7 protein-coding genes are annotated in these 11793 nt (G+C 66.3%); 1 reads left to right on the top strand and 6 read right to left on the bottom strand.

Going from position 1 to position 11793, the window contains the following annotated elements:
• From C4S73_RS27025 to tesB, 4 genes are all read right to left on the bottom strand, one after another.
• A partial coding sequence (locus C4S73_RS27025; RefSeq protein ID WP_103875690.1) for a DNA translocase FtsK 4TM domain-containing protein occupies nt 1–1918 on the bottom strand: 1918 nt, incomplete at its 3' end.
• Between the two features lie 196 nt (nt 1919–2114).
• On the bottom strand, nt 2115–3590 hold the full coding sequence (locus tag C4S73_RS27020; RefSeq protein WP_103875680.1) for an ammonium transporter: 1476 nt from the start codon (nt 3588–3590) through the stop codon (nt 2115–2117).
• Between the two features lie 31 nt (nt 3591–3621).
• Nucleotides 3622–3960 carry a P-II family nitrogen regulator gene (locus C4S73_RS27015; protein ID WP_066616032.1) on the bottom strand — a complete coding sequence of 113 codons (339 nt, stop codon included), beginning with the start codon at nt 3958–3960 and terminating at the stop codon, nt 3622–3624.
• 235 nt (nt 3961–4195) lie between these two features.
• Complete coding sequence (gene tesB / locus C4S73_RS27010) at nt 4196–5062, bottom strand: acyl-CoA thioesterase II (RefSeq protein ID WP_103875679.1); 867 nt, start codon at nt 5060–5062, stop codon at nt 4196–4198.
• Nucleotides 5063–5251: 189 nt separating this feature from the next.
• On the opposite strand from tesB, the gene C4S73_RS27005 reads away from it, so the two are divergent.
• Nucleotides 5252–6502, top strand: coding sequence for a ubiquinone biosynthesis hydroxylase (locus C4S73_RS27005; protein WP_103875689.1), 1251 nt, complete (start codon nt 5252–5254; stop codon nt 6500–6502).
• A gap of 126 nt (nt 6503–6628) precedes the next feature.
• On the opposite strand, the gene C4S73_RS27000 is transcribed toward C4S73_RS27005, so the two are convergent.
• Together C4S73_RS27000 and C4S73_RS26995 are read right to left on the bottom strand one after the other, a co-directional pair.
• Complete coding sequence (locus C4S73_RS27000) at nt 6629–6823, bottom strand: Trm112 family protein (RefSeq protein ID WP_103875678.1); 195 nt, start codon at nt 6821–6823, stop codon at nt 6629–6631.
• A gap of 15 nt (nt 6824–6838) precedes the next feature.
• Complete coding sequence (locus C4S73_RS26995; RefSeq protein WP_200828109.1) at nt 6839–11686, bottom strand: NAD-glutamate dehydrogenase; 4848 nt, start codon at nt 11684–11686, stop codon at nt 6839–6841.
• Between the last annotated feature and the right edge of the window lie 107 nt (nt 11687–11793).

The raw sequence follows: 11793 nt of genomic DNA, 5'->3' as shown, positions 1-11793 counted from the left end.
CGATGACGACGATATAGGGCAAGGGCTCGAGGTCCATGACCTCTTCCTCGTAGATTGCCTCGCCGGAATGCTTGTCGAAGCCGGTCTGGACCGTGCGGGTGATGACCTCGCCGGCGGCCTTGGCCTCGCCGACGCGGGCATTGAAGCCGTCGATGTTGCGCACCGCGACCTTCGACATCTTCTTGTAGCGTTCCTCCATCTCGCGCACCGCCCATTTCAGCGCCACGACCGCCTTCTTCGGGTCGGTGACGACGGGGGTGAGCAGATGCGGGATGCCGTCATAGACGGAGAGTTCGAGCATTTTCGGATCGACCATGATCAGCCGGCACTGCTCGGGCTTGAGCCGGTAGAGCAGCGACAGGATCATGGTGTTGATCGCGACCGATTTGCCCGAGCCGGTGGTGCCGGCGACCAAGAGATGCGGCATCTTGGCGAGATCGACGATCACCGGCTCGCCGCCGATGGTCTTGCCGAGGCACAAGGCGAGCTTGTGCTTGGTCGAATCGAAATCCTGGCTCGCCAGCAATTCGCGCAGGAAGACCGTCTCGCGCTTGGCATTGGGCAGTTCGACGCCCATGGCGTTCTTGCCCTGGACCACGGCGACGCGGGCCGAGATCGCGCTCATCGAGCGGGCGATGTCGTCGGCCAGGGAGATCACGCGGGAGGACTTCGTCCCGGGCGCCGGCTCGAGCTCGTATAGGGTCACCACCGGACCGGGGCGAACCTGGGTGATTTCGCCGCGCACGCCGAAATCCTCGAGCACGCCTTCGAGCAGCGTGGCGTTCTGCTCGAGTGCGTCGGTCGAGACGGTGCTGACCGGCAGCTTCTTCGGCTCGGCCAGATAGGTCAGCGGCGGCAGCTCGAACTGGTCCCGGTCGAGCAGCGAGGGCTGGGCCTCGCGCTGGATGCGCTTGCCGGGCTTGGGCGCGACGGGCGGAGCGGTGACGCGGGGTGCGTTGAGATCGCGCAGGTCCTGCGGCTGGTCGTCGTCATCGAAAGGCTCGTCGAAGGCAGGCGACTGCGGGGCGACGCGTGAGGCCGGCAGCGGCTCGGGCTGGAAGGCCGGCATCGGCTTGCGCGCGGGCGCGTCGCGCACCGGAGAATCGACGAATTGCGGCTCGCGGCGCACGCGGCCGGTGCTTTCGCGCGGAACGCCTGGCCCGGCATTGACGAGCGGGTCGGGCGCCTGGGGCAGGCGGCGCAGGATCATGCCCCGCAGAGCCATCGCGCCATGGGCGAGCCAACCGATCAGGATGACCGCGATACCGGGTTCGTCGTCACGGCGGTCCTCGCTTTCCGCCCAGGATTCGTCCGCATCATCGGTTTCCGTGATCGGGTCCTCGTCGGTGACGAAGCCGAAGCCGGCAGCAGCCGTCACAGCGAGGATCGCGATGCCCGCATAGAGGAAGCCGACAAGGCCGCCCAGCGCGTTGCCGGCGATGCCGGCGAGATTGCGGGTGCCGAACAGCAGCCCGTCGCCGATGACGCCGCCCATGCCGGTGGGCAGCGGCCAGCGCGGGGTGGCCGGAAGGGCGCTGGCGACGGCCGCCGTGGCGGCGACGCCGACGACCCAGAGGCCGAGCTTCAGGGCACCGCGATCGAAAAGATGAAAGCGCACAAGCCTGAGCGACCAGATGATCGGCGGAAACAGGATCGCGATGACACCAAGCCCGATCAACTGCATCAGCAGGTCGGCGACCATGGCGCCGGGCCGGCCAAGCCAGTTCTTCACCGCGCCGCTCGTGGCATTGTTGATGCTGGGATCGTCGACCGACCAGGTCGCGAGCGACAAGGCGATCGCCGCCATCAGCGCCAGCAGTGCCAGCCCGAAGATCTCGGTGGCGCGACGTGACAGGAACTCCCGCACCGGATCGGGCAGGCGGTCCATGAGCGATGAGGAACGTCGGATCGTGCGCATGCGGGGTCGGCCGTCATCCTGGGACTTCGGGCCGTTATTTCGGCCTTCTCGATCACGTTAGGAAGGCGAGGTTAAGACCCGCTTAACCTTGCCAGCTGTGGACCGCCTATCGTCGGCCAAAGCCGACGGCACAACAAAAATCCCCGGCGGTTGCCCGCCGGGGATTGTTTCACGTGAGTCGCTGTCGCCCGGCAGATCAGGCGTGATAGGCGCGCTCGCCATGCTCGGCGATATCGAGGCCTTCGCGTTCCTGATCGGGAGCGACGCGCAGGCCGACGACCACGTCGACGATCTTGTAGAGGATCAGCGATCCGACGCCGCTGAAGACCAGCGTGAACAGCACCGCCTTGAGCTGGGACATGAAGGCCGGGCCCATCTCATAGGCCGCCGTCACGAGCTCGCCCGGCTTGGTGGTGTAGTCGGGGATGCCGGCGCCGCCGAGCGCTCCGTTGACCAGGATGCCGGTGGCCAGCGCGCCGATGATGCCGCCGATGCAGTGGATGCCGAAGACGTCGAGCGAGTCGTCATAGCCGAGCGCGTTCTTCACGGTCGAGCAGAAGACGAAGCAGACGACGCCGGAGATCAGGCCAAGCACAATGCAGCCCATCGGGCCGGCAAAGCCCGCGGCCGGGGTGACGGCAACGAGACCGGCCACCGCGCCCGAGACCATGCCGAGCATCGAGGGCTTGCCCTTGACCGCCCATTCGACGAACAGCCAGGCGACGCCCGCCGCGGCAGTGGCGACGAAGGTGTTGATCATGGCGAGCGCGGCCGTGCCGTTGGCTTCCAGGTTGGAGCCGGCATTGAAGCCGAACCAGCCGACCCAGAGCAGCGCGCCGCCGATCAGGGTCATCGTCAGCGAGTGGGGAGCCATCAGCTCCTTGCCATAGCCGATGCGCTTGCCGAGCAGGATACAGCCGACGAGGCCGGCGATGCCCGCGTTGATGTGCACGACCGTGCCGCCGGCGAAATCGAGCGCACCCCATTTGAAGAGCATGCCGGCGTCCGCGTTGACCGCATCGAGCGCGGCCTGAGCGGCGGCCTTGCCGTCCGCGGGCGCTTCGGCCAGGGCCTTGGCGGCATTGCCGACGAGGTCAGGCCCGCCCCAGTACCAGACCATGTGGGCCATCGGGAAATAGATGAAAGTGACCCAGAGCACGGTGAACAGCAGCAGCGCCGAGAACTTCATGCGCTCGGCGAAGGCGCCGACGATGAGGGCCGGCGTGATGCAGGCGAAGGTCATCTGGAAGCAGATATAGACGAATTCCGGGATGACGACGCCGTTGGAGAAGGTCGCGGCCACGGTCGTCGCATCGACGCCACGCAGGAACGCCTTCGAGAAGCCGCCGACGAAGTCGTTCAGGCCGCCGCCATTGGTGAAGGCGAGCGAGTAACCGAAGATCACCCACATCAGCGAGACGATGCAGACGATGGCGAAGACCTGGGTCAGCACGGAGAGCATGTTCTTGCTGCGGACGAGACCGCCATAGAACAGGGCCAGGCCCGGGATGGTCATGAGCAGGACAAGGATTGTCGAGCTCATCATGAAGGCGACGTCGCCCTTGTTGGGCACGGGGGCCGGCGGTGTGGCGGGGGCCTGCGCGAGCGCGGTGCCGGCGGCGGCGAGCGCCAGCCCGACAAGCCCGGCCCGGCTAAGGGTCTTGAAATTCATCTGCGGAAACTCCTGGCGGTAAAATCGGGGCTCAGAGGGCGTCGCTGTCGGTCTCGCCGGTGCGGATGCGGACAGCTTTTTCGATCGACGAGACGAAGATCTTGCCGTCGCCGATCTGGCCGGTGCGGGCGGCGGCTGTAATCGCCTCGATCACTTTGCCGACGAGCTCGTCGGAGACGGCCACCTCGATCTTGATCTTCGGCAGGAAGCTAACGGCATACTCGGCGCCACGGTAGATCTCCGTATGGCCCTTCTGCCGGCCATAGCCCTTCACTTCGGTCACGGTCAGGCCGTGCACGCCGATGGCGGTGAGCCCGTCGCGCACCTCCTCCAGCTTGAACGGCTTGATGATAGCCATCACGATTTTCATTGCAGGGTTTCCCCGTTTACGCCGCCTGGAAGTCAGCCCCGGCGAACTTGTTGCGTTCGCGCGCCCTGCGAGGTCGCAGCGCGTCGTGGGTTGCAATTCAAGGCGCGTGCCAACTGCCCCGCGCTGCATCGCAGCGGGGATGTGACGAATCAGGCTGCGGAAACAGAGGAGGTGGGCAGTCTATGCCACTGAAATAGGCATCTGCCGAATTATTGGACTTATGCCCGCAAAGTGCTCAGGCGATGTCAGGGCGCGGGCGGATCAAGCCCTCCTGCGCGACGGAGGCGACGAGCCGGCCCTGCCTGTCGAAGACGAGGCCACGCGAGAAGCCGCGCGCACCCGAGGTCGATGGGCTGTCCTGTGCGTAGAGCAGCCATTCGTCGGCGCGGAACGGCCGATGGAACCAGAGCGCGTGGTCGAGGCTCGCCCCCTGGATCTTCTGGTCGAAGACGGTCGTGCCATGCGCGATCAGGCTGGAATCGAGCAGCATCAGGTCCGAGGCGTAGGCGAGTACGCTGCGGTGGATCGCCGGGTCGTCGGGCAAGGGATGCATCGCCTTGATCCAGACGTTGAACTTCGGCTCCATCTTGCCGCCGGTGGCGTAACGCGCCAGCTCGACCGGCCGGACCTCGATCGGCCTTTCGCGCTCGTAATAGGCGCGGACGGCCTTGGGCATATGCGGCAGCACGCTGCGCTTCATTTCCTCTCTATCGGGAAGCTCCTCGGGCATCGGCACGGCCGGCATCGGCATCTGGTGCTCGTAGCCGGGTTCCTCGATCTGGAAGGAGGCCGACATGGCGAAAATCGCCTCGCCCTTCTGGATTGCGAGAACCCGCCGCGTGGTGAAGGACCGGCCGTCGCGCAGGCGGTCGACTTCGTAGACGATCGGGATTTCGGGATCGCCCGGCAGCAGGAAATAGGCATGCAGCGAATGCGGCTGACGGTCTTCGACCGTCTTGCAGGCGGCGTAGAGGGCCTGGCCGATGACCTGCCCGCCGAAGACGCGCGGCCAGCCGATCTGGGGGCTGCGACCGCGGAACAGATTGCGTTCGAGCGGCTCGAGGTCGAGGATCGACATCAGGGAGTCGCTGATCTGTGACATGCTCTGCTCTGCTGAGGCGGGTTGAAGGGTGGAGCGGCTTGACGGGCCGGCCGGCGGCTCGCAGAGGATGGCCGGTCGTTTCGCATCAGCACCGACGCGTCCCGCGCCGTCAAGCTGACGGTGCAGCAGGAGTGGCCTCCGTCGATCCGTGTCGGAGGTCCGGTCGATGTCGGAACTTGGAGAAGCATGATGGCTGTAGAAACCAAGGCATCCGGCGATCGCATCGTGATCGCGGGAGGGGGGATTGCCGGGCTCTCCTTGGCGCTGGCCCTGAAACAGGCGCTGGGCACCGCATTCTCGGTCGTTCTTGCCGATCCGGCGCTGGCAACGCCTGTTCGCAACGACAATCGCGCCTATGCCGTTGCTGCCGCCGCACAGGCGATGCTGCAGGCACTCGGCATCTGGGAGGCTGTCGCGGCGACAGCGCAGCCGATGACGGAAATGATCGTCTCGGACAGCCGCAATGGCGACGCCGTCCGCCCGGTCTTCCTGACTTTCGACGGCGAGGTCGAACCGGGCCAGCCCTTTGCCCATATGGTCGAGAACCGCGCTTTGCTGACGGCCCTGCTCGAAGCCGCCACTGCGGCCGACGTCGAGTTCAGGCGGGAGGGTGTGCGCCGCTTCGAGAGTGATGATGCGGGTATCGAACTCACTCTATCGGGTGGCGAGAAGTTACATGCGACCTTGTTGGTAGCGGCCGATGGTGCGCGCTCGAAGCTGCGTGAACTTGCGGGTATCGGCTGGGTCGGCTGGGGTTACGGCCAATCGGGGCTGGTCGCGACGCTCAGCCACGAGCGCCCGCATGGCGGCCGCGCGGTCGAGCATTTCCTGCCATCGGGGCCTTTCGCCATCCTGCCCTTGACAGATGGCGGCAAGCTCGGACACCGCTCGTCGATCGTCTGGACGCAAGCCAGCGAGGATGTTCCGGCGCTGCTATCGCTTGATGAGGCCGACATGCTCGCCGAGATCGAGCAGCGTTTCGGTTTGGAACTGGGCGAGATCGCGCTGGAAAGCGCTGTTAGGTCGCATCCGCTGGGCTTCGGCGTGGCGCGACGCTTCGTCGGCGAGCGGCTGGCGCTGCTGGGCGACGCCGCCCATGTGATCCACCCGATCGCCGGACAGGGGCTCAATCTCGGGCTGAAGGATGTCGCGGCACTGGCCGAGACCATCGTGGACGCTGCTCGCCTGGGGCTCGATCCCGGCACGCTCGACGTGCTCGAAGGCTATGAGCGCGCCCGGCGCTTCGACACGGTGGCGATGGGCGCCGTTACGGACGGGCTCAACCGCCTGTTCTCCAATGACGTCACGCCGGTCCGGCTCGCGCGCGATCTCGGCCTGGGGCTGGTCGACCGCCTGCCGGGGCTGAAGCGCTTCTTTATCCGCGAGGCGGCGGGGCTGACGGGCGCGACGCCGCGATTGCTGAAGGGCGAGGCGCTGTAGTTTCAAGCGTCATGGTCGGGCTTGACCCGACCATCTCTCGCGGACGGAAGTGCCATTGCCCGCGCTTTTTCCGGGAAAGGATTCTCGGGTCTGTGCTTCGCTCCGCCCCGGGAATGACGGCTTCCTTCACCCTTCCAGCTGCCGCGCCTCTTCCGGCAGCATGATCGGGATGCCGTCGCGGATCGGATAGGCGAGCTTGGCCGCCTTGCTGATCAGTTCCTGCCTGGCGGCATCATATTCCAGCGTGCTCTTGGTCAGCGGACAGACCAGAATCTCGAGCAGTTTGGGATCGATCCGTGTCGTGGGTTCGGTTTCGGTCATGATCTCGTTTCCGATTCAGATGTGCTTGCGCGGCAGATCGGCAAGCATGCCGGCCGCTACCATCAGCTTGGGCAGCGAGAGGCCCGACGTGGCGATGGCCTGGACGGTGTTGCGGGTCCGCTCGGCCTCGGCTCCGCGTTCGCCGAGCCAGCTTTCGAGCGTGCCGGCGCCATTGGTGCCCGAAGCGATCTCCTGCGTCAGGCCGGAATGGGCGTCGTCAAGGGTCTCGACCGCGCGCTCGCGGGCAAGGCGCTCATAGTCGTCCGTGGCCGGCACGGCGGCGGCCGAACCACCGAGATTGGACAGGCCGAAGACCGAATCGACTCCGAAATGAATCCGCGCGACGTCGGTGATGCTGCGTCCTGTCCGCTCGGCGATATCGACGATATCGGTCGCCTCAGCCAGAGCCGGCAGGCTGGCGACACGGGCTGCAAGCACGTCGGGCACTCCCTCCGAGACGAGAACGGCGATGCGAGCGAGACGCGCTTGCGCCGCGGCCTCGGGCAGCAGGCTGTCCAGCCCCTCCGCCAATTCCGCGACGCCCTTGGCATAATGCGCGACGGTCTGCTCGATCGAACCGGGCTTTGCTACCCCGCGACGCAGGAACCAGCTCATCCGGTCGGAGACGAGCGCCTGTGCCGCGCCATAGAGGCCGAGCTGCGTCCTGCCGGGCACCTTTGCGTCGAGCGCATCGATCGCGCCGTTGAGCGCGATCAGGTCGAAGGAATCGCGCGCGATCGCATAGGCGGCGGCGATGGCCGGCGCTTCGGCGCGCGTCCGGTCGGCCAGCGTGGTGACGATGGCGGGGCCGCCACGGTTGATGATCGCGTTGGCAAGCTGGGTCGCGACGATCTCGCGGCGCAGCTTGTGTGTCGCGATTTCCGGCCCGTAGCCGTCGCGCAGGGCCTTGGGGAAATAGCGGACGAGCTCGCTGTTCAGATAGAGATCGTCGGGAACCGTCGATTCCAGCAGCGCATCGTGCAAGGCGAGCTTGGCGTAGGCGAGCAGGACCGCGAGCTCCGGCCGGGTCAGGCTCTCGCCGCGCTTCTCGCGCTCGGCGATGATGGCGTCGCTGGGCAGGTACTCGACCGTGCGGTCGAGCCGGCCTTCGGCCTCCAATGACTGCATCAGCCGACGCAGATCGGGTATTGCCGCCACGCCTTGAGCTTCCGTCAGCGAAAGCGCCAGCGGCTGCAGGTAGTTGTTGCGCAGGACGAGCAGGCCGACCTCGTCGGTCATCGTCGCCAGCAATGCGTTGCGGTCGTCCTCGGCCAGGCGGCCATCCTTGACCGGCCCTGCGAGGGCGATCTTGATGTTGACCTCAAGGTCGGAGGTGTTGACGCCCGCCGAGTTGTCGATCGCGTCGGTGTTGAGCTTCACGCCCTTGCGGGCAGCCTCGATGCGTCCGCGCTGGGTGCTACCCAGATTGGCGCCCTCGCCGATGACGCGGGCCCGGAGATCGCCGCCGGTGATGCGGATCGCGTCATTGGCGCGGTCGCCGACCTGAGCGTCAGTCTCGTCGGCCGCGCGGATATAGGTGCCGATGCCGCCGAACCAGAGCAGATCGACGCGGCTTTTAAGGATCGCCGTCATCAGTTCCGGCGGCGAAACCTCGGACTTGGGCAGATCGAGCATGGCCTGCACCGCCTTCGAGAGCGGAATGCTCTTGGCCTGGCGCGAGAACACGCCGCCGCCTTCCGAAATCAGCGACTTGTCGTAATCGCCCCAGGAGGAACGCGGCAAGGCGAACAGACGCTGGCGCTCGGCCAGGGATTTCGCGGTGTCCGGCTCGGGATCGAGGAAGATATCGCGGTGATCGAAGGCGGCGATCAGCTTGATCGCAGGCGAAAGCAGCATGCCGTTGCCGAAGACGTCGCCCGACATGTCGCCGACACCGGCAACCGTGAAGGGGGTCGTCTGGATGTCGATGTCGACCTCGCGGAAGTGGCGCTTGACCGCCTCCCAGGCGCCGCGCGCCGTGATGCCCATGCCCTTATGATCGTAGCCCTGCGAGCCGCCGGAGGCGAAGGCATCGCCGAGCCAGTGATGCTTCTCCAGCGAGAGCGCGTTGGCTGTGTCGGAGAAGGTCGCGGTACCCTTGTCGGCGGCGACGACGAGATAGGGGTCGTCGCCGTCGTGACGCACGGTGTCGGGCGGGGGCACGACGGTTTCGCCGTCGAGATTATCGGTCAGTTCGAGCAAGGTGCGCACGAAGATGCGGTAGCTCTCGGTGCCCTCGGCGAGCCAGGCCTGCCTGTCGGTCGGGGCCGGCAGCTGCTTGGGCACGAAGCCGCCCTTGGCGCCGACCGGAACGATGACGGCGTTCTTGACCTGCTGCGCCTTGACGAGGCCGAGCACCTCGGTGCGGAAATCCTGCGGCCGGTCGGACCAGCGCAGCCCGCCGCGCGCGACCTTGCCGAAGCGCATATGGATGCCCTCGACGCGGGGCGAATAGACGAAGATCTCGTAGAGCGGGCGCGGCAGCGGGAGCGAATCGACCTTGGCGCAGTCGTATTTGATCGAGATCGTGCCGCGCGGCTGCCCATCCGTGCCGATCTGGAAGAAATTGGTGCGCAGGCTCGCATCGATCAGATTGACGAGGCGGCGCAGGATGCGGTCCTCGTCCAGGCTGGTGACGGCATCGAGCGCGGTCTCGATCTTGGCGCGCTCGGCGGCGCAGGCTTTGTCGCGTTCGCCATCCGTCAGGCGGGGATCGAATTTGGCGACGAAGAGCGCGATCAGGCCGGATGCGATGCCGGCATGGCGGGTCAGGGCGTCGGCGATATAGCTTTGCGCATAGGGTGCACCGACCTGGCGCAGATAGCGCCCGAGCGCGCGCAGCAGTGCCGCCTCGCGCCAGGCGAGGCCGGCCGCCAGCACCAGTTGGTCGAAGCGATCGGATTCCGCGAGGCCGCGGAACTGCGCCATCAGCGCCGCCTCGATGGTCGGGTCGAGGCTGATGACGTCGATTTCGCTGTCGTCGGCGCGTTCCAACGTCATGTCATGCAGCCAGACGCGGGCATTCTCCGCGCCATTGCCGGCCGCCGTCTGCGGCATGATGTTGTAGGTGCGCTCGTTGACGACGCGGAAGCCCATGTTTTCCAGCACGGGCACGCGGGCCGAGAGCGAGATCGCCGCGCCGCGCGAGAACACCTTGAGATTGGCGCGCGTCGCCGGGTCGCCCTCGCGACGGTAGAGATTGACCGCGCGCGGGCGCTCGGGCGTGAGCTTCTGCAGCATGTCGATATCGACAAGCGCATCGCCGGCGGCGAAGCGCTCGCGATAGGCAGCTCCAAAAGCCTCGGCATAGCGCTCGGCCAGCGCGCGCGCGGCGGGGCCGGCCTTTTCCTGGTCGAGAACCTCCTTCAGCCCGTCGCCCCAGGTCCGCACGATCGCGGAGATCCCCGCTTCCAGGGTAGCGCGATCGACTTTCGGGGTTTTGCCCTCGTCGCGGCCGATAATGTAATGCGTGCGGGAGAGCCGCCCGTCGGGATAGGCCGGATAGGCAGCCGAAACGCGCCCCTGATAGATGCGCGCGAGGAAATCGCCCACGCGGCGGCGAACCTGCGTGTCGTAACGATCCTTCGGAATGAAGACCAGGATCGAGACGAAACGGTCGAATTCATCGACACGCGCCAGCGCGCGGATACGCGGCCGCTCGGTCAATTGCAGGATGTCGAGCGCAAAGCTCTCCAGCGTTCCGGCGTCGATCTGGAAGAGCTCGTCGCGCGGAAACGCGTCGAGAACATTGAGCAGCGCCCGGCCGGAATAGCTTGCGGCATCGAATCCGGTGCTCTTGGCGACGCGGGCGACTTTCAGACGCAGATAGGGGATCGCGCGGGCGCTGCCGGTATAGGCGTTGGAGGTGAGCAGGCCGAGAATGCGCAGCTCGCCGTCGAGACGGCCATCGGGCGTGAACAGCTTGACGCCGACATAGTCGAGATGGACGCGGCGGTGCACCCGGCTCTTGACGTTGGCCTTGGTAATGATGAGCGCTTGCGGCTTGGCGAGGAAGGCGCGGATTTCCGGCGTCGTCGTGACCATCTCGCTGTTCTTGCGGAGGACCTTGACGTCGGGATCGCGCAGGATGCCCAGGCCGGAGCCTTCGATCGGGTCGGCGGCAACGTCGCCGCCCGGAAAGCGATAGGCCCGCATGCCGAGCAGGGTGAAATTGTCGCCGGCGATCCATTCCAGGAACTGCAAGGCCTCTGCGACCTCGTCCTCCGGCAGCGGCGGCGGATTGGCGCGGTAGGCCTGGATGACCTCGGTAATGCGGCCGCGCATCGCGGCCCAATCCTCGACGGCGAGGCCCACATCGGCATAGACGCGTTCCAGTCCGGTCCGCAATCTGTCGCGGGCCTCGGCCGTGTCGATCCGGTCGAGATGGATATGGATCAGGCTTTCGCGACGCGTGCCTTCTGGCGCGCGGCCGGCAGCCTCGCCGGCCAGCGCGAGAAAGTCGCCCTGCGCATCACGCGAAACCGCCAGGATCGGGTGCGCAACGAGGCGCGGCTCATAGCCCTGCTCGGCCAGCTCGGCCAGCGTCGAATCGAGCAGGAACGCCTTGTTGTCGTTGACGACTTCGAGAATCGTCAGCTGCCGCTCGCGGCCCTCACTGCTGAAACCGTCGTCGCGGAAACGCAGATTGATGGTTTCCGGCTTCCTCGGCGCAATCAGGTGGTCATAGGCGGCAGCAGCGGCGCGCGCGAGCATATCGGGTGGCAGCGCATCGAGATCCTCGGCGACGGCCCGTCCGAAAAGCAGTCGCGGAAACTCCTGCGGCATGGCGCTTCCCAATCCGGAAGCCGCGGCCTCGATCGCGGCAATTGCCGCTGCCGTTGCATTCGTCACCCGCTTGGCCATCTTCCACCCCTGTTATTTTGCCGCAGCGATGACATAGGCTGTGCGGCCTTTCAACTTTGTCGCGCTTAACCTGCGGCAAATCCACGGCTCGAAGCGAGGCGACAGGA

Origin of the sequence: Allobosea lathyri (assembly GCF_900108245.1) — a bacterium.
Classification (GTDB): Bacteria; Pseudomonadota; Alphaproteobacteria; order Rhizobiales; family Beijerinckiaceae; genus Allobosea; species Allobosea lathyri.
Note: the sequence above shows the minus strand (reverse complement) of the source record. Positions and strands in the feature narration are given on the sequence as shown.

Bases quoted from the DNA above. Each gene is read 5' to 3' on its own strand.
- C4S73_RS27020 (WP_103875680.1), bottom strand. From the start codon at position 3,590: ATGAATTTCAAGACCCTTAGCCGGGCCGGGCTTGTCGGGCTGGCGCTC.
- C4S73_RS27015 (WP_066616032.1), bottom strand. From the start codon at position 3,960: ATGAAAATCGTGATGGCTATCATCAAGCCGTTCAAGCTGGAGGAGGTG.
- tesB (WP_103875679.1), bottom strand. From the start codon at position 5,062: ATGTCACAGATCAGCGACTCCCTGATGTCGATCCTCGACCTCGAGCCG.
- C4S73_RS27005 (WP_103875689.1), top strand. From the start codon at position 5,252: ATGGCTGTAGAAACCAAGGCATCCGGCGATCGCATCGTGATCGCGGGA.
- C4S73_RS27000 (WP_103875678.1), bottom strand. From the start codon at position 6,823: ATGACCGAAACCGAACCCACGACACGGATCGATCCCAAACTGCTCGAG.
- C4S73_RS26995 (WP_200828109.1), bottom strand. From the start codon at position 11,686: ATGGCCAAGCGGGTGACGAATGCAACGGCAGCGGCAATTGCCGCGATC.